The 19,751-nt window shown below is 44.2% G+C and carries 9 protein-coding genes; all 9 read right to left on the reverse strand.

Annotated elements, in window-relative coordinates:
* Positions 1-229: 229 nt before the first annotated feature.
* A complete protein-coding gene (locus tag OQ267_RS02895; protein ID WP_265834816.1) occupies positions 230-1,393 on the reverse strand; it encodes a DNA cytosine methyltransferase in 1,164 nt (387 codons plus the stop codon).
* Positions 1,374-2,441, reverse strand: a complete 1,068-nt coding sequence (locus OQ267_RS02900; RefSeq protein WP_265834817.1) for a PD-(D/E)XK nuclease family protein — start codon at positions 2,439-2,441, stop codon at positions 1,374-1,376. The genes OQ267_RS02895 and OQ267_RS02900 overlap by 20 nt, the downstream gene beginning before the upstream one ends.
* Positions 2,438-8,515, reverse strand: a complete 6,078-nt coding sequence (locus tag OQ267_RS02905) for a DEAD/DEAH box helicase (protein WP_265834818.1) — start codon at positions 8,513-8,515, stop codon at positions 2,438-2,440. Before OQ267_RS02905 ends, OQ267_RS02900 begins: the two co-directional genes overlap by 4 nt.
* A complete protein-coding gene (locus tag OQ267_RS02910) occupies positions 8,512-11,355 on the reverse strand; it encodes a hypothetical protein (RefSeq protein ID WP_265834819.1) in 2,844 nt (947 codons plus the stop codon). The genes OQ267_RS02905 and OQ267_RS02910 overlap by 4 nt, the downstream gene beginning before the upstream one ends.
* Positions 11,356-11,994: 639 nt before the next feature.
* The gene (locus tag OQ267_RS02915) at positions 11,995-12,480 is read right to left on the reverse strand and encodes a very short patch repair endonuclease (protein WP_265834820.1); all 486 of its coding nucleotides are present in this window, start codon (positions 12,478-12,480) and stop codon (positions 11,995-11,997) included.
* Positions 12,481-12,942: 462 nt separating this feature from the next.
* On the reverse strand, positions 12,943-13,767 hold the full coding sequence (locus OQ267_RS02920; RefSeq protein ID WP_265834821.1) for a DUF3883 domain-containing protein: 825 nt from the start codon (positions 13,765-13,767) through the stop codon (positions 12,943-12,945).
* Between the two features lie 7 nt (positions 13,768-13,774).
* Positions 13,775-15,376 carry a response regulator receiver domain gene (locus OQ267_RS02925; RefSeq protein ID WP_265834822.1) on the reverse strand — a complete coding sequence of 534 codons (1,602 nt, stop codon included), beginning with the start codon at positions 15,374-15,376 and terminating at the stop codon, positions 13,775-13,777.
* Positions 15,369-18,356 carry an ATP-binding protein gene (locus tag OQ267_RS02930; protein ID WP_265834823.1) on the reverse strand — a complete coding sequence of 996 codons (2,988 nt, stop codon included), beginning with the start codon at positions 18,354-18,356 and terminating at the stop codon, positions 15,369-15,371. Before OQ267_RS02930 ends, OQ267_RS02925 begins: the two co-directional genes overlap by 8 nt.
* The gene (locus OQ267_RS02935) at positions 18,343-19,455 is read right to left on the reverse strand and encodes a DNA cytosine methyltransferase (protein WP_265834824.1); all 1,113 of its coding nucleotides are present in this window, start codon (positions 19,453-19,455) and stop codon (positions 18,343-18,345) included. The genes OQ267_RS02930 and OQ267_RS02935 overlap by 14 nt, the downstream gene beginning before the upstream one ends.
* Positions 19,456-19,751 lie beyond the last annotated feature (296 nt).

Raw genomic sequence — 19,751 nt, forward strand, 5'->3', positions numbered from 1 at the left:
GAATAAGTTATGGGGCTTGTGTTTATAATAAATTCTTTTTTAATCTTTGGCTCTGGAGCTTGAACCAGCCATTTGTTGAAATGAATTTTACTATCTATTATTAGCCCCTTCAGCAAGGATTAAAAAATAGCTTCGATGTAAAATTAACTAAGAAAAAATGCTGGATTGCATAATTCTCTAGATTATCCAAATAATATTGTTCATTCTAATCAGTTTACAACAATGCAGATTATATGGTTTCCACTGATTTTTGCTTGACCACTGCCTTTGCCTGGATACCGGGTGAAACAAGAAATCCTGACATGGCATCAGCCATTGCCTTTGCAAGTGGTACTGGAACCCCATTGCCAATCATTTTGAATTTTTTGGATATCGGGATATCTAAGGGAAGCTGATATTCATCTGGCACACCTTGTATACGCAGAGTCTCGCGGACGGAAAGGCGCCTGTTCAAAAACGGATGCAGGTGAACCTCGTTGTTCCCGTAACAGGCCGTCGGGCTGTATCGGTACCGATGGAGCCTTTTGAATGATGGCCTTGTGGTTTCTCCTTCTTTAATGGTTTCAAGTCTTTCTTTCGGAATTCTCAAATTAAAATATTCCCCTGCATTGGCCATTGTACCAATCTCCTCTTCGCTCACCAAACAGCTATCCACGCATAGTTCAATCGGTAAGGTGTCTGGCTTTAAAGGTTTTCCGCCAAAGTCACTAATCAGCGGCCATTGGAATTTATGTTCCGCACCACGGTACTTTTCATTAACAGGAAATGGAAACCAGCTTTTATCCAAGCTTTTAGAAATAAAATTTTTGTTCAATCCCTGTTTACGCAAGCCCACGAAAAATACGCGCTCCCTCGACTGGGGAACACCAAAATCCAAGGCATTGAGGACAGCATGGTCAATGAGGTATTTTTTTCCGACTTTTTTGAGCAATCCAAATAGAAATGCTCTGGATTCCTGGTTCCGGATAAGTCCAGTAACATTTTCCATCACGAAGAAAGTGGGGGCGATTTCAATGACCTTCTCAAGATATACAGCGGTTAGCTTACCCCTGTCGCCAGCAAAACCCTCCATCTTTCCGTTAATCGTGAAATCTTGGCATGGCGGACCGCCGACCATTCCAAAAATATCAGGTGTGCCAGAAGGAAAAGCCTGCTGGAGGATTTCGTTTGAGGGAATATCTGTGATGGAACGGCTGTTGAAAAAGCTATATCCGGTCTGAAGCCCCTGTGCATCTTTCCAAGCGCTGATGCCCTGCTTGTTCATCTTTGCAAAACTACTGTCAAATTCATTGCTCCACACCGGGTCGAAACCTGCCTGGTGGAAGCCCATGTCCATAAATCCACCTCCGGAATAAAAAGAAAGTATAGGGATTTTAGTGTTCTGTCCGTTCATATATAATCGTCGTTGGCCCTGCCTGGAAGGCGTTTGGTGTTTGCTTCTTTTTGAGGTTAAAAATATTTATTTGACAGCCAGTGCGGCCAAGTAGCGGTGTATATAAGGATTGGGACAAGCCGCTTATCCGCAGCTGTCCCTGGTCGGTATCCATTAATAGGTTAATGCCGTCTCCACCTGATGCGGAAACCTGGCTGACGCTGCCAGTTAGGTCCCCCTTCATTTCCGTTGTACCAAGGTAACGGAGGTAAGCTGCGCATGCCGGCCTATAAAGACAGTATCCGCAATTCTCTTCTCTTGGATTTGCATAATAAATGCCCTGCTCTACACCCTTGTTTATTTTGTCTAAAATATTTTTTGCTTCGGCAAATATAGCAATGCATTCCTGGCTGGAAAATTTTACGTCATATTTTTGGCCGAGCATATCTACCAAGGACAACTGGTCTGGGAAGCGGCCGTTTTGTTCAAAATAAAGGTAAGCATATAACCTGAGCTGGTTAACGTAATCCGTTTTAAGTACACCAGGGAGGTTCTGTTCTGCCACTTTTCCCGTTTTGAAATCAATAATTTCCACTTGCCCACCGTGTTCCTGGATTCGATCAATGAATCCACCGACCGTTTTATCCTTTGACTCCAGCCAGTGTTCGCTAAGCACTTCCGAACGCCCATTCCTGGCGGGGTGGTAATTATAAACTGGAAGCTGAGAGCGAAGGAATATTTTTTTCATGGTATAGTCTTTCACAAAGCGGCTCAGTGGCACCCCCATTCCCCAGCCTGACTGGGTGAGGGTGGTTTCTATTCGTAATACTTCGCTTGAAAACGCCCGCTCGAAACCCTGTTCATTCCGGATTACGCCTTTAGTGATGAGTTCGGAGATTTTATGCAAAACCGTACCGTAACTGGCGTATGGTGAAGGAGGAAGCAAAATCTTGCGCTCTAGCGCCTCCCCCAACACTGCCTGTTGTGGACAGCGCAAGATGGCGCTGAGCTGGCTTGGGGAAATTCTTTTGAGCTTGATAGGTTCTATCAAAGGTATTTCTTTGATCATTTGCTCAAAAGTTTTTCGTAACACCATCCCGGCCTTCTTTGCAAGTTGAAACTGTCTATAATGTCCAGCTTGCCTCCGTTGCGTCCTGTTTCCAGACGCAATGCCGTCAGATTGCGCAGAAGCCAGTTTTCAGGATAGTTTAAATTCTGTACATTCCAGAAAGGATGGACCACAACAACGACATCTCTGTTAGTTGCGCCCCAGCGGATAATCGGCAAACCGTCAAAGTCTACCGGGGCTTGCATATCGAAGCTCTGAGCAAAGACTGACAGCATTTTCTTGGCATCCTTTTTCCATCCGCGGAGTTCCGTAAAATCAAAATTTCCGTCCGCGCCGCACTGGAATTCAACGCTGTTTAAAATACGGAGGAGTGAAAGGGCAAGTTTCCAGTCTAGTAAGCCATGAAAGCTCATGTTACGGTAAACTTTTAGGCACTCATAACATGCATTTTCACAGTTTTCTGCGTGCTTGGGGTTGTGAATGCCAAGAAGGTAAGCATCCTGGGTGCCAGGCGAAAGTGATGAGGCCAGTATCTGGGTAAATTCTTCATGTAGACGGCGTACAAAGCCAGAGCCGTTGGGAAGCTCATCGGTCAGGATGATTTCAGCGGCATAGCGGTCAGGGTTTTCTTCGATTTTTTTTCTCAAGATATCCGCAATCTCGATTTCCGCTGGATCCACGTCTAGCCTGTCGGCGATGATGCGCTGAAACAGGAAGGCCGCTGAATAGTAACCTGCTCTGGTACCATAACTCTGGGCGACAACGCTGGTCGGGTCACCGGGCTCGCTGACCATATTTAAATTGAGGGCAGGATGTACTGCTGCCGGTGAGATACGGAGAACTTCGGTGGTTTTACTGCTGGCGATGGCAATGGTTTCTTCCTGCCCGCCCTGTAGCGCGTAGGAATCCATTCGATAACGCTCATCGCCCGGAGTACTGGCCAAATATTCGGTGGCAATCCACTGCTGGCTTAACCGCTGGTTATCACTGTCAAATGGAAAAGTGTTTCTGGTATCATACAGTCTTCCAGTAAAAAAATGGTCACCATTGGTATTAATCCTCCAGGTTACATCTTTATCTTTAATATCAAGCAATGCATTTCCTACAAATTTTGGGCCTTCACCTTCAGCATCTCTAGACTCAGCGAAAACCGGGGGACGTGAAAGAATGATACCCATATCTTCACGGGAATCTCTACCTTGGGACAAATTGGTCCGGTATGCCCGCGGCGATTTAAGCATCACTGGGGGCTGATAAGCCGGGCCTTCTTCAAGGCAGACTAGGCAATGCGCTATCGCATTCGTGCTTTCTGCCTCCGTCCGGTATGTTTTAAAATCCCCGCAAGTTTTGCACCTGGACATCCATCTATTCAGGTAGAAAGGCCCACCTGGAAAGTTCTGTGCTCCTCTGCCATTAAACTTTTCTGAAAATTCCGAAGTAAAGCCGATAGCAGTATGAATTGCTTTGTCCTTGGTCTTCTGTGCACCTGGAGCAAATTCATATATGGCCATGGCCTGGTCCCGGTCAATAACAAGAGGTTCCATGTCCTCGGAAAGGCCGTGGTAAAGGTTTTTAACTGTAGTAGGCATTCCAAACATCGGCAATAATCCGCCTTCAGCAAGTTTTTGAGCTATGTCTTCAGTAGAAATTTCTTCGTTTACGATGATGCGTTGCGCGTGAGCAATCATGCCCTGGACAGTATCTAGGTCGCATACCCAGTCGACTAATGCTGGACTACTCTCGCACAACTGTCTGCTAACGAGGGTATGCACAACTTCCTGCACGACTCTCCGGTTTGCGCGTATCCAAGCTACGATCTGGTCTTTATATTGCAACCAGCCTGACTGCTCTGGCCCGATGGAGCCGAACTGGCCATGGATACTGGATTCTTCATTGACAGTGATTTCTGTAGATAAATATGCGCGTCTGAACACTTCCTTGGCTAACAGTCTTTTTAGTATCCTAGGCTGGTCCATAGTTAAAAACGGCGTCGGAGGAACATCATTGGTGATTTTTCCCGGATGCAGAAAATAAAATTCATCATGACTACGCCCACGACAGAATGTCAGAATAGCCGAATAAGCCTGTCCGCGCCTACCTGCGCGCCCGACGCGCTGTTGATAGTTGAAACGCTGCGGGGGCATATTGCCGAGCATGACTGCCTGCAAGGATCCAATATCCACTCCAACTTCCAGCGTGGTTGTTACGCTAAGTAAATCAATTGTCCGCACGTGGGACATCCCTTCACTAGGTAGAATAACATTTCTGAAGTGCCTTTGACGTTCAAACTGGTCATCGGTTTGTCCTGTGAGCTCCTCACAGTGCAGCCTGATGGGGTTGCGTTCTTTAACAATTGCGTGATAGGCCAGGTAGTTTTTTTCCCAGAGCTCTTCACATCGGCTTCCGTCTGAGGTTAGGCTGGTCATTTCCGGGGTAGATTTAATGGTGCCTGCAAATGTACACACCCCCCCGCATTCGTGCAGGTGTGGCCGTTTAGCAAGCGGTCCGTAACTGATCGGATCACCAGGGCGGGAGACAATCAGAAAAAGCCTTTCAATAACGAGGCCATTAGTGGGATCAAGCACACCGGAATCGCTTAGCGTGCGGTGTATATTTTCTCCAAGCAAATCGGGATCTCTTTCCTGCGAGCGGGCTACATTTTGTATCCAGCGTATAAGCGGTGCTGGAAAATCGCTGTAGGCCCGTATGGGCTTCTGGTCGAATTCTGAATAATTATGTTTCGATTTATGGCCTAAGATCCTGATAGTTCCGTTTAGGATACCAAGGAAACGTTCTTTGGTGAAATTGAGGCGCGCCGCACTCTGTCTGACTTCCAAAGCCGAGGGGTCTATCGAAAGGTAACCAAAGCCCGAAGATTCAAAAGAATAAAAAAGCTGCCCGAAAAACATCTTAGTCAGCACTGAAAATGTCTTTTCCCGTACTGAGTTGATAAACCCATTTAATTCAGGGTTGCTTCTCCATGACCCAGCCTCGAAATCTATAAGCTCATACCAGTGTTGCCAGACGTTCCTGCCTGCATACTGCCTACGCAGAGAAATATCAGGCCCTCCAGGATTCACCCCTAATCGGGCAAGGCTCTCCATTAGTGGGGCAAGCACCGTTGAGGGTGAGCGGTCAATTAGGTCTAGGATTTTGATTGCACCGGTCCTAATTTTGTCCAACTCCCGCAGCGCTTCTTCTCTTTTTTGTTCGGTAGGATGGTTTGTTTCGAATCGCAACGCATTTATAGAAGCGTAAACTTTTGGTGACTTTTCATTGAATTCATCTATTCTGGCTTTGTCGTTTTGGTCAAATGCTTCCAGCAGGCTGCGCTGTGCAGAGATAGTCCGGTGGAGTTCTACCAGGAGAGTTTCCCGCAACAGGTCGTCGAAATGGTTGCGCTCAATACCATTAGCCACCTGTGCAGCATCCTCTCTGCTGTCGGAGAATACCACTAGCTTACGCTCATCGGCTTTATCAGGCAGCTGCAACATAAGTTCCTTTGCAAATATCTGGCTGGTTTTTGCGAAACCAGTCCTGAAGCCCCTAATTGGTGATTTCCGGTTGCGTTTCATGGAATAATCACTAGCACAGCACGGACATACCGTAGGCAAGGCAAGATGGGTTTCATTCAAGCTCTGCCCACTCAGCCAGTCCTCTTTTGCAACATCACTGCGATTATGTTCGATCTTAAACATATATCCTTCAATCCAGTCCTCCGGATGTTCCATTTCGCTCGCTGGTCCTGAATCCACGTCACCTGAACGCTTGTTTATAATAGCCTTGCACCATTTAGAGTGGTAAGTTCGGTTGTCGTTAGCGTCAGTCAGTGGCTGGCCAGTCCAGTGGTCGACTTCGTGTCCTGCATTGGCTCCCCTGAGTTGGGTACGTCGCACAAACTGCTGTTTGCCGATTGGCCAAAAGATACCGTATTCCTGGTACGTCCTGTTCTCCAGTAGCTTACCTGGAGTTTTCTCTGGGATCCCTTCGATTTTGGGGCTGGTGGGAAGCAGTTCATGTATCCCGTTTCTGCCGACCGAACGGCTGCCACCAAACATTGTTGTTCCGCAGCTGTCGCAATATAACAGTTCCAAAATCCGGTTCCCAAGCGCAGAGGTGATGCGCATCGACGGGTAAAGTCCTCCTGCGGTCCGCAATCCGTCCTGGTAATCTGTCCGGTCAAGATCGCTGGGATCAAGAGAGGCCCAAAGACCCTCAATATTGCGCAGAAAATAGTGGAAGCGGAACCTGGGCAATTTTGCTCTCAGGATTGCCGCCGAACTGGGTTTTTCCATAAGGGACCTGGCGATGAGCAGTCCGCGAAGAGCCTCATGTAGCGCCTCCGGTATCTCGCTCGGTTGGAATATTTCCTCTGCATAAAACTTCTCCTCTGATTCATCCCCTTCGATGCGCAGGGATGCTACTGCCTTATAGTCCCTGCATGGGGAAAACAGGCGCTCGCGCAAAAGTATTTTAGCATTGGACAGAACTGAAACTAAGGCTTCTTCGCCTGCGCCAGTCGATTTGAGGGAAAATTGCGCAGCAATCGCTTCTGAGGCCTGGGTACAGGCGTCTATAAAGAGTTGGCCAGAAGTATCACCTGCGCAGTCGCTAAAAGCTTTTGCAACTGCTGCAAATGGTTCAGGCTTTAATTTTTCAGTACCCGTAGGAAGTTCAGCAACCCTTGTGTTTTGTCCCTGGATAATCTTAAACGGCCTGGTTTTCCAGTCGGTGCCGAAAAAGTCTTGCAGGAACTGTTTGCTTTTTTCGCCTTGTATGGATTCATCAGCCACAATAGAGGCGCTGGATGCCATTATTCTCAGTTGCGGGTGCCCTGGATTCAAGCCAAGCCTGTCCAATACCAAACGGAGCAGATATGCCACTTCAGTACCCTGGGTACCTCGATATAAATGGAGCTCATCAATCACCAGGTTGAATATTCGGTTGGTGCGTTCCTGCGCCCGCTTTGATTCATCAAGATCAAGGCACTGAAGCCAATTTCGTGTTTCGTCAAAAATCCCTGAATCCACTTCGCGCATCATCATGATACTCAGCATGGAATAATTGGTGATCAGAATATCCGGCGGGCTTAGCTGCATATCAAAACGCGAGCGCATCTCCGAGCTTTTTTCCAGACGCTGAAAGAAAGCTTTAAGGTCCTTAATTTTTTCAGCCTTTGCAGCTGCGTCCAGTTTTATGAATTCGGGATCATTGGGAAGGTTTTCAATAATATACTGTTCCACACGTTGGGCAGCATCATCCACACCCTGAAGTTTTTTCTTAAGTTTATTGATTTTAGTGTCATTGCGCTCCCCACTACGTTTGAACAGCCCGCCGGCTATCGGTGTTACCCCGTTATAGCGGCCAAAATAAATGGCATTACCATTAGCTTCGCGCTGAAGCCAGTTGCGCGCATCATCTGAATCCAGGGCTTTTCGGAGTCTGCTCATCTGATCTTCAACTAGGGCATTCATCGGATACAATATCAACGCCCTGACCCCTGACGGACGTACCTGATGGGCCCGTTGGGCAACCCTGGAATCAAGAGCTTGGGTAAACGGATCACAGATATTTTTCGGGCTCAGCCCGACACGCGGTTTCCACCATGAGTCCAATTCTGCTGAACGTTCACCTGCGGCCGGCCAGCTTGCCAGTTCTTTGGCCAGCTGAGCAAAAAGCGGTAGTAAGAAAGATTCTGTTTTACCCGAGCCCGTACCAGAGGTAATGATACAGTTATGTCCCTCCATGGCCGCTTTGAGCATATCTGTCTGGTGAAGGTGTAATTTCCCTGTAGCTGGAAACAGCCCCTTTTCCACAAGGCCAGCAAAAAGGCGTATTTCCTGTTCGTTAAGCTTTCCGGCGAAGTTTTCGCTCCTCAATCCGCTGACAGTTAGTTCGCTACTTATATAATCAGGCAAGGGCTCCATCCACGGGGTTCGGTAAAGGACTTTGTCGTGGTTGAGTTTTTCACGACGTTCTTTTTCAATGCCTGTAAATGCGGTGGAAAAGGCTGTCTCCACATAGCGTATAAAATTATTTTTGATGGTGTCAAAGGCACCAATTGGATCTTTCATAATGGCTCGTCTGTTTTGTGGATTTCTATATTCAGCTTGAATTTAAATAGGTTATCAATGAAGGGCGTTCCCGTGTTTCCATAGATGTTATAGCTTCCACGTACTCCTTGAATATTCAGCTGCTTGAATTCTGGTGCGATTCCACCGAGCTGGATGATCAGTCGTGAAAACAGCCTTGGAAGGGGCAGCTGGGCTGGTAGGGCAAGTTTTGTGCCGTTGCGTAGCAAGCGCTTGGTGCCCGCCAAGTCGATATCACGGTCATACGAATATACCTTTGGGGAATAGTGGTGGAAAAGGAGGTATTTTCCCCAGTTTTTATCCACCACGTAGTAGCTTCCCTTAATCCAGATTCCGTACTCAGGTAGATATTTAGGGCGACATTCGATTAAGGCGTAATTGCGGTCATAGTCTTGCCCAGGCATGAATGCAAGGGTCTGGAGGGAAAAGCTTTTTTGTTCAATATCTACCCCATCCCAGGACTGGGCCGACTCGCCGCCTAGCAGCATCGCTTTGTAATCGCTAAGCGAAGGCAGCAGAGCTTTTAGTTTTAAAAGGTACCATTCATCAAATTCGATGGATGCTTTTTCTGCAAGCCTTTCCAGTGTTCCCACCTGTGCGCATTCAAAAGTAATTACTGGTGGGATGAGCATTTCCTGGTGCTGCAAAGAGCGTGGATTGACTGATATGCTGATGTCCTCCTGGTGTGCCCGACAATAAGCGGCTAGATCTTCCAGCAGCCCCGCTGACGCACAGCCGATCAGCAAAGCTTTACGCCCGCTTGACGTCGGCAGGCTGATTAGCTTAGGGGGTAAAGCTGTGATTTTATCCTTGTTATAGTCATAATCGATATAACCCAAATAATCTAGCAGGTTCACAGCCGACTTGCGCTTTTGCAGCAGTCGGGTTGGCTCTCCAGGAAAGAGTTGGCGACAAATGTATTCAAAAGCGCAGTTAAATCCCGCGGTATTGGTGTTCACGGTAGCAATAAGCCAGTTCATTAAGATGTTATCACTTGTAGGAGAAGCATCGTTTTGGCAAGGAATCCATTTTAGATTTGGTGTAAAGGGATTGCGGTCGGCTAGGCTCTCAAGTTTCGTACTTACTTTGATTAAATTGCCCTGGTAACTCTCGGCAGGATTCTCCACAGGGTTTCCAAAAGCATCCCTTAAAGGAACATTTTCATTTTTTAAATCATTCAAAAAGGGCCGTATAATCTCATAGAATTTTGCTCCTTCTGCAGCAACATCCTTTAGGCATATGGTGAAGGGTGAGCCGACGCGTACCTCTTTCGGCAACAGCCATACGCCTCCGAGCGAAGGATGGGCAAGCAGGTTTTGCTGAGTGTCATCATCCCGGTATCGCAAGAAGGGCTTCTCATTCCCTTCAGCGTTGCTGACGGTGAATTCCGGCATGTAATGGTTTAGATAGCGATTGTAGCTAACTTTTAGTCCTGTACTTTCCCTTACCGAAACCGATTTTTCTCCCTGGACTTTGAGCATTTCGAATTCGGGATGGCTGGCGCGGGGTTTACTAAAGCGGAACAATGCATAACCGACCGGAAGGCCTTGCAGTTCGGACTGGTCTGAAAATGTGGCACAATTTTCCCTGCCCCAGTTTTTGATTTTTTCGGTTAACGATTCTTTGCAAAGCAAGTACATATCATCAATCCGGGAAAGCCTGAGCGTTTCCAACCAAAACCGACTATTAAGGTTAAAATGTGCAGCGTTGATGAAAAGGCGGATTTCGCGGTTAGGTGACTGGGCTTTCCATTTATGCACTTTGTCCTGTAGAACAAGTGTGTCTTGGAATTCAATATCAAGAGTTCTTGACCAGTTTTCACCCTGGTACAAATCATCCATCCCCCCCAGGCACAAGTCTGCTGGCGGTTCGGTGTTGAAGGCGGCCCGGTAAGAAAAGCTGACTTGCCCCGCTGTGCCTGGTTTCAATTGCACCAGCAGCGGTACAATGGTGCCGATACGGTAAGCTCGTTCCTTTTCCTCGCCCGTGAGCTGGAACTGCTCACCTGTCCAGCGGGAAAATTCAGTCTGAACCAGCTCGGTTAAGGATTTTCCAAGCCCGCTTTCCCCCTGAATTAAGGAAATGGCATCTGCCCTTAGACCAAGCCACTGCACCCCTTTATCAATCAAAAGATCTCGAAAAGATCGCTGGGTGTAAAAGTCCCCGGGTATGAGTGAAGCTTTTGAGAAAAATTCGGGCAGCCTTCTAATTGCAATTGGTGGAAAAACGCATTGTGAAAGTGGCTTAGCAACATATTTCCAGCTCTTGTTGCCGGTGTAGCCGGCTTGAAAGCTACCCCACTGGCTATCCATGCGAACATTAGCCCAATCAGCAAGCTCGTCCCACAAGTGGTCAATATCCTGTAGCTTGTTTCGCAGATTTTGAGGCCGCCTGGGTTTACTGCCAATTTCATAGGGACCATTCTCTTTGATAAAATCTTCCATCCTCCCGTGATAATTATTGGTGTTGTAGCTGCCTTGCACCTCAATGAGCGGTAGGATACTGAAGACCAAATAAGCTAGATATGGAGGAAAGCTTTGGTCGTAACCGCTGAGCCTTTGGTATTGGCCAGCCCGCCACTTAGTTGCTACCTGTGCGGCTTTGTCAAAAACGCTATCTGCACCGTTTGCTGCTAGTGGTCCTGTTTGGAGCGCACTCATGAAATCTGCCCAGATTTCACTATCCTGTTGCTCTTGAGTAAAATGCAGCCTTCCCATAGCAATGATTTCGGCTTTACTTACAAAGAGCCTCACCTGCCTAGCGGACTGCGAGGGATTGAAAAAGTGGTTGGCAAGAAGGTTATTCCAGTCTAAAAACCTCATGGTATATAATACTCGGTTAGCTAACGATAAAGTCAGTTTTGTACTGGGCCATTTAGTCGTTTTTGGTATTTAATTAATTTTTTATCGGATATTGGCGGTAAATCTGGTTTTTTAAGCCGGAAATGCCCACCGCGGGTAATCCTTGTCATGCGCGATGCTTAAAAAAGTTATCTTAGGACTTTTCCCCTTGGCTAATAAGGAAATAAATAAATCTGTCGAATGTTTTAACGTTTTGGCCGCAAGGCCTGTAAGTAATTTGATGGAGCGTCATATGGCTAATATAATAAGTATTCTCAATAAAAGAAATGTTGGCTGAAAGTTTCTATGATAGGAAGCTGGATAGTGCAAATATAATGCTGGCTTTAAACCTGATGATACGGTTTTCCGTATTTTTTAGATAAATTGATAATATCCCTATCCCCTTCGCAGTATTGAAACCTTAAATTGGCATTATTTTTTTTGCTAAAGCCTCTTTCGATCTAAGAGCAGTCAATTTCAGGTATTGGTTTGACGCGACGACTAATGTGGGAAATATTAGGAAGCAGTCCGTGAAGTGTTTTAGTCCGAGTTGCTTACACTATATTGAAAGGCTGATAGGGCAAAAATGGTGATTGAAGAAATTTTTTATCAGTTGGAAGGTTAACTAAAATTTTCAGGAATGGTTCCTTCGCATGACGATTCAACATAAAGCATTATTTGATTGACGCACTTGTCAAGTTCTTTCAATATCTGATGGTCCCAAAAACGCATCACGGTATAACCGCTTTCTAGAAGTAAATGGTTGTTAGCCCTGTCCCTTGCTATATTACGTTCTATCTTTGCCACCCAGAAATCAATGTTTGTTTTCAGTCTGGCCTTTACGGCTGGCCATTCGTATCCGTGCCAAAAACCGCCGTCTATAAAAATGACAAGTCTATATTTTTTTATAAAAATGTCTGGTTTGCCCGGAATCTGGCGGGTATGGATTCGGAAGCGCAGGTTTTTCTTCCAGAGTGCCTTCCTGAGCATAATTTCTGGTTTGGTGTTTTTTGAGTGGATTCTCGACATGTTAAGCCGCCGTGAAGCACTTGGTAACTTTTCGTTTTCATTGTCAGGAAAATTTTCAAGTTGTAGTTCTTCCTCCATTATTATCTAACAAGCGTCCAATATTGAAGTTTTAAATTCTTTAAATTTGTATTCTTACTATGATTCAACTCATAATATGGGTGGGAAAATTATCTCATTGAATTGTTAAACCAACCACTATTTTCGAAACATACATCACTATATTGAGTTAAAAAAATATACTTTCATTGAAGATCAATCGATATCTTTACTAAAGCGAACGACTATCCAATGTTTTAATCATCTTTTCCAGTTATTGAGAAAGGTTTAAAAAACACAAAGCACTATCATAGCATTTAACAATACAACTAAATAAGTTCCTTGTTTTTCAAACTAAGCCATCTCCACTATATCGTCAATAGTGGCTATTTGTCAATGTTGTTGAACTGGTTGATTTTGATTAAGATTTAATATTCAATGAGATATCACGAATATTATAGTTAGGATTAGTTGGGGTAGGTGGCCACTTTTTAAAGAATCCAGTTAAAATATGCCTTTATAGTTGACTGGCTCAATGGTGCAAAAGCTCTCAAAGCTTCCATTCAAGATGAAGATCTTGGGAATGTTGACAAAGTCAAAAATGCGATAAAGATGATAATGGGCAGCGTTCTGTCTTGAAAAACTATATTCGTTGGAGGAAAAGAAAAAAGGCGCCTCCTTGCCTAATTTTGTCGTTTTTACCTCAATGTACTTATCCGTCCCATTGCTATTTCTGGATAAGATATCGAAACCCAGTCCGTCACCCTGTTCTTTGGAGACCCATTCCACCTGATCGGCAAGAAAGCCCTTTCCGCTACTGGTCAGCAGGAACCTTTCATATTGTAGTGCGAGTTCTTCACCCTTTAATCCCAATAATCGATTATTTTGTTCTCTTTCGAGGTAATTTATCTTGATCGGTTTTCTTGCAAACTGTAATGTTTCTCTTTGGTCAACGATAGGTGGCTCGACTAACCATTCCTTGAAGGGCCTTATTTCCTTTGGCCGGGCAACTTGATCCGCAAAGTCAGAGAAAACAAGCTCAATATTCGCATGATTGAGGAGATATTTCTGCACTTTTGATATTAGCATTTCCTTTTGAAAGTTGAATCTGGGCTTATACCCCGTGATAAATGGTAGTTCCATCCCAAGCAGGACAGCGCTTATATTTTGATGTTTGAATTCAATCGAACCGTTCGAGCGGTTATTTAATAAGGGTATTAACGCCTTCCGATGTGATGCCTTGTTTATAGGGACATGATTGAGCTCATCAATCAACATGGAGAAGTAGTCGGCCACAATCAGTTCGACCTCGATATCAGTCCAATCCATATTTATCCTAAGCAAGTAAAGATCTTCTTAACCATTCCGACTCATCTAGTCCTACCCGGGACAATGATGCGGCATAGTCGGAGACAATCCTTTGAGCATGAAGGTCCTTAAGGTCCATGATCCAGATAAATTGCTCATCACCATCATCATCATACATTTGTCTAAACAAATATTTATCATCCACTGGTAACGCATGTATAGCGCCATTATCGTTGGATGCAAATTTTAACGTCCTGAGGTTATAACTTTTCTTGGCATAGTGTAGCTTGATGCCATCAGTGGTAATGAAGTTGAATTTACCTGTAGCCACATCCAGGGGAAGGAACAAAAAACGTCTTTTTTCATCCTCTGATATCCTAACGCTATCGCACCGTTGCTGGATGCATAAGTAATATTTTTCATGATTAATACTACTTTTCACTAATGTGCCTAGGGATAGTTTGGGTGCGACATCAGCTGGCAGGAAAACGTTTTTGTGGTGAGTCAATACCGCGAAATCATTGTCTATCGCCTCGTGGTTATCCTCCTGCTTTTCCTTAAACAAAATGGTAGATTTCTTGAGGTAGCCTTCTCTGGCTGCTTTGGATATTGGATGTTGCTGGGTGACGAAATTACTGGAGATGATATCACTAAACCTTTGCCTTTCATCGGTAATATCAGAAGCGATCAGTTCCTTCAGAAAGGCACTTGTTCGAACGAAAGAACCTACATCGATGTCTTTCCGGTCATCTAGATAGTCTGATATGAGCTCATCATTTATCTTCCTTCCAATATTCTTGTATTTCAACAGGTCAACTAGCGTACTGCCAAACATTTCCATCAGGAGGTCCTCCGCATCGTTCTGATAGGGAAGCAGTGATTTATGTCCAAAATACGCAGGATCAAGTTTTTTGCTATACAATGCCAGGAGTTTGCTGGAGTTTTTTCTGATAGCAGTCAGGGCCATTAAAGCGAAATTTGACAATAGACCCGAGGTTATGCTGGCGAATTCGGAGATTACAAAGCCGGGAATCTCAGGATATTGTAATATCTTGCCCTCATATTTGCTTTTGATTTCCTTTTGCTTGATCTCAAAATTCTTGGCCCTAACCAATACCTTGAAATGATCCGATGTGATAGAGAAATCCGCTTTATCAAGCGTGTAAGCTTCCTGGTCAAAAATTTCTTCGTAGACTTCAGTTGTAATTTGCTCAAGCAAGGTGTAATCACCTGTGTAGATTAGTATGAGTTTAACTCCCTTATCAATTTGCTCCAAGATCGCCTTGATGATCGCCTTGGTGTATTGCCCCCTGGGGTCTTCTACTTCGGCATCGGCCTCAGGATCCGCCACTTCATTTTGATTAGCGAGGTTGATCTGCCAATCCAATATTACGATATCGGCTTTATTGGCGATGATCTTGAAGTTTTCGATATCCTCTTCGCTTTCTGGCCGATAGACAGCGCAGATCTTGTTTTCTGATGCAAATACCTTAGAAATTTGAAGGGCATCAAAATCGTGGTCAGGATTTTGTCCATCTCCAGTCTGATAAGCCTTGTCATCCAAAAAAACCACACTTTGAATATAGTTGTTGGCAATTTCCTTTGATTTTTCAAAAAAGGGACTATTCATTTTCTTCTTGTTTGGTTTTTTCAATCTTAAAAGTTACGGTACTGCCCTCTTTTGGAGTATCCACAGTGAGGTTATAATCCTCCGCGTTGAGTACCTCTCTGCTGATATTTAGGCCCATCCCCCTTCCATTGGTCTTGCGGGAAAAGCCCATCATGAAAATCCGTTCCTTATCTTGAACAGGTATATTGATTCCGTTGTTGGATATATATACAGCCGATTCGGTGGCGTGCAGCCTGATGATCTTCTCTTTCACTGCGCTTTGGTTCAACCAGTAAATGGCATTATCGATCAGGTTGACAAACACCGGATAAAAGGTGGATCGGTAGCCAAATATCTTCTGCGAGGCAAAGCCTTTTGTGTGTTTGAATTGGATATTGTGCCTTTCCATTCTGGACTTGAAGAGGTCTATCAGAAAGGTCTTAATCTCCAGGAGACTTATATTTTCTTTCTTTCTGTTCAGCCTTCTGTTCAATGGGGTAAATAGGTTTAGATACCCATCCAGGTGTTCAAAATTCACCTTGATGTTACTATAAACGCTCTCCAACTGGTCGTTGACATCGGACCATGCCTTTAAGTCCTTGATGCTGCTTCTTATGGATTTTACGGTGCTGTTGAATTCATGATGGAGTACGCCAACGGCCAGGCCCAATTGGCTCAATTCCACATCGGCGTGAACCCTTTCCCTAAGATCATCCAGTTCCTCTGCCAGGGCATCTGAGATCTGGTCGTTTGTAATGATTTGTCCATTCTCATCCTTTTCCAGATAAAAACTCTCAAATTGTCTGATGATCCGGTCCATGACAAAGGTGTTACGCCCACTGATCAACTCAATTTCGTCCTCCATCCTTTTTCTTTCCTCTACCAGATCGAAATCCTCGAGATCGTTGATGCCGATTGATTTAAACCTGTCCTTGACACTGCGGATTTGGTAATCCAAATCCAGCATCAATTCGCTGGTGATGTCCTTGATCTTTTTGGAAACCTCACCGACAATGTCATTAGTCTCGCTTCGCTTTTTGCTATTGATCTTTATTGCTTCCGTTGAGATAAATTCGACGGCCTGCTCCAGTCTTTTTCTTTTGCTGATCTCCAGGTCAAGTTTTTGGGTATATTCATCCACTAGGCTATCAATAGCCTCGAGGGATTTTTTGAATAGGGACTGTTCCAGGATCTTAAACTCACTTAGGTAAGTTTCATAATCCATCCTCGCGCTTTTGGAAATGGTAAAACCCTTGGGACTGGAAACGGTGATCTTCCGCCTATAGTCAGATATGTATTGCCTTGCCTCAAACTCAAAATCGATCACCTTCTGGCTGGCTTCCTCCAGATTCTTTAAGTAGGTCAGTGAATTGAATTTATGTGAACTCTGACTGATGATTCCCTCAATATCCTTCTCAAATCTGGCACTGGTAAGTCCCTTAAAAAAAGCGTCCAGGTCCTTTAGGAATTTATCTTTCCTTCCCTTTGCTAATTTGCTTCTCTTTTCAAGTGCTTCATGAACAAGATTAAATTCTTTCTTCTTTTCAAGCCAGTATTCGGACTGCGGTGTCTTGCCATTTTCATCAAAAAAATCAGCTGCGAGTTGTGCAAAGAAATTTTTGAGGATGGCCTGAAGATGTCTGTAGGCCTTATTTTCAATGAAACCCTCCCGGCCTGCTTTTTCGATTAGTTTCGAATTGTTCTCGCTCGAGATATCAATCACGCCAAACATTCTGCGGTAGGAAAAAAAATAAGTTGAAGCCCGTTTGGAGCGGTTTTTTTCAATATCCAGAAAATCATAATCTGAATCGCCGTAGGGCAAGACCCTGATGTTGTCTTTGTAAATGTAAAGTCCACCGAACTTATCTCCCTTCGCTTTTATTATGGCATAGTTCTCTAAGTCTACTTTTGAACTCTTTAATTCTCCTTGCAAATAGGCAAGGTTTATCTTGAAGGCACCACAATCCGTGGGGTTGAAATTGTTTTCATTCCAGTTGACAATATGATTATAGTTTTTCTCTCCGTATATCTTGATATCGCCCTTAAACTGTCCATAGTTATCAAATTCACCCTGAAAATGGTGATCGGCTAGATCAAACTCTTTTGGCGTAAAAAATTGCTCTTTGTCGATCAGATCGACATAGGTATTGTCATTTCCCTTATAGTCCCGGAATGATATATTCATCACCGGATCGGGATGATCGGGCACCATGGTATTATGAAAACCAACGAGCATCTTTTCAATTTTCGTCGCGTCCTTGAATTTCTTGTCGCCCTCAATGTCAAAAACGAGTGTTTCGTTTACGGGAGAGATGTAAAAGAATGTTCCTCCCTCATCGCCACTTAGGTTGAAATTGCCTACAAGTTTTTCGTTGATCTTTGCCGGGTTGAGCTTAAGTCCGTCAATGGACTTAAAGATCCTGGAAAAGCTTTGTTCGGAAATGATCTCATCCTTTAACAAGGACTCTAGAGAGGCTGTCAGTTCCTCTTTTAAGCTATCGATATCCTTGGCATTAGGCAGTTCGTCAAACTCCCCAATTGGAATGACTATATCCTCTAGATTTATGCCTGGCAGTTCAAAGATCTCCCAATTAATCAGGATGACAACGATCTTATATTTTTCATTTCTTTTTTTCGCCTTGGTTATTATCAAAACCTGCTTTCCAATGGAGGCGATCGCCAGCCTTCCAATCCCCTTTTCACCCATCACTGGTCGAGAGGTTTTGGAGGGATCTTTTGGCGGGAGTGCTGTCTTCGAGTTGACGAACTTGCTTTCTGTGCCAATGGTGAGCCATCTGGTTTCAAATTCTTCCCTGGTCATGCCCAACCCGTCATCCCTGAGGATGAGCAGGTCCTGCCCCCTTAAAAAATCAATATCAAAATGATCGGCATAGGCATCATGCGCATTTTTGATGAGTTCATTTATAGCGGTTGGAATTCCGGCGATTTGTTGCCGGCCTAATAAATCTAAGGCCCTGGCCCTTGTTTTAAACTGTGCCATTTTGATGATTTTGAATTATCGCCTCGGCAATTGCTTGTGCATACCTTGGAGGAACCGCATTCCCGATGATTCGGGCTGTATTGCCTATCGTCGTCGTTTTGAAAACGTAGCTTTTTGGAAAGGATTGCAGGATGGCGCCCTCCCTCAAAGAGATCGCCCGGTTTTCTTCTGGATGGGCAAACCTTCCATTGGATATGCTAAAAAATTTTGTGGTAATCGTTGGGGAAAGTTTGTCCCATGAGATCCTGCCATAAGTATCCTTGAAGTTCACCTTGTCGTTCTTATGGCACTTTGGGGCCAATAGTTCATTATCTGCATAAGATATTCTTGAGCCTCCATTTTTTGCAGTTTGTTCCAATCGCTGGATATTTATTTCCTTAAGTCCAGCTACCGTGTGCATAAAGCCGGTTTTATCCTTGTGTCCAGCTGGTATCTTGGGGAATCCATTCGCTTCTCCAATGACGTCCTTGACCAACAATTTCTTGCCAAGAGCTTTAACAGGTGCAATCTTTTCCTTGGTTATCCGGTTTGCCAATAGGGTAAACCGCCTTCTACTTTGAGGCACCCCATATTCACTGATATCGTGATTATCAAAGTGGACAGAGAAGGAGTTTTTTTTGAGCCAGGTAATAAAACCAGACAATCCACTTTTTCTTTTATTCCTCAATACACCAGGAACGTTCTCGACTACGACATATCCAGGATTAAAGTATTCCACAAATTTTCTAAACTCTTTAAGCAGGTTTTTGGATTTTTTGGATTTTTCCTTATCGGTATTGATGATGCTCCAGTACTGGCAGGGACTACAACCTATGAGGATAAGATTATTATCGTCTCGCTGTAGATTTAACTCAGTCTCTAATTTTTCTACCGTTAAATCAAAAACATCTTCTTGCAGAAACTTTGCACCGGTAATATTAGCCTCGAAAGTTTCCTTACAGGATTGTTCAAAGTCAATTCCAGCAATGACCTTTACACCTGCCATTTGCATCCCATAACTCATCCCACCTCCACCACAGAAGAAATCAACAGCCTTAATTTGTTGATCGTGAGAATTATAATTATTATCCTGTTCTTTATCTAGAGTTGTTAATTTCATTGAATATTTGTAATTCTGAGCGCTTAATAAAAAATAACAATATTACCAAAATTTAATCAAAACAAAGATTCAAAAGGTAGTTAATTTACTGGAGATTTCTTCAATTTAACTTATAAAAAAAATAAATTGGTTGTGTGCATTATTCTTTTGTCGGAGTTTTTGTGATGGTTAGTCGGAATAGGACTTAGTCAAAATATCTGGTTTCATATAGAATGTGAGAACGTCTGCTCATTTTATCTTGGTCTCTTTTCGCAATCTATGTTTATGATTTTTTATCTTTATATTATGTTCGTCAT

The organism is Pedobacter sp. MR22-3 (assembly GCF_026240075.1).
Classification (GTDB): domain Bacteria; phylum Bacteroidota; class Bacteroidia; order Sphingobacteriales; family Sphingobacteriaceae; genus Pedobacter.

Bases quoted from the DNA above. Each gene is read 5' to 3' on its own strand.
- OQ267_RS02935 (WP_265834824.1), bottom strand. From the start codon at position 19,455: ATGAAATTAACAACTCTAGATAAAGAACAGGATAATAATTATAATTCT.
- OQ267_RS02915 (WP_265834820.1), bottom strand. From the start codon at position 12,480: ATGGAGGAAGAACTACAACTTGAAAATTTTCCTGACAATGAAAACGAA.
- OQ267_RS02920 (WP_265834821.1), bottom strand. From the start codon at position 13,767: ATGGATTGGACTGATATCGAGGTCGAACTGATTGTGGCCGACTACTTC.
- OQ267_RS02910 (WP_265834819.1), bottom strand. From the start codon at position 11,355: ATGAGGTTTTTAGACTGGAATAACCTTCTTGCCAACCACTTTTTCAAT.
- OQ267_RS02925 (WP_265834822.1), bottom strand. From the start codon at position 15,376: ATGAATAGTCCCTTTTTTGAAAAATCAAAGGAAATTGCCAACAACTAT.
- OQ267_RS02905 (WP_265834818.1), bottom strand. From the start codon at position 8,515: ATGAAAGATCCAATTGGTGCCTTTGACACCATCAAAAATAATTTTATA.
- OQ267_RS02930 (WP_265834823.1), bottom strand. From the start codon at position 18,356: ATGGCACAGTTTAAAACAAGGGCCAGGGCCTTAGATTTATTAGGCCGG.
- OQ267_RS02895 (WP_265834816.1), bottom strand. From the start codon at position 1,393: ATGAACGGACAGAACACTAAAATCCCTATACTTTCTTTTTATTCCGGA.
- OQ267_RS02900 (WP_265834817.1), bottom strand. From the start codon at position 2,441: ATGATCAAAGAAATACCTTTGATAGAACCTATCAAGCTCAAAAGAATT.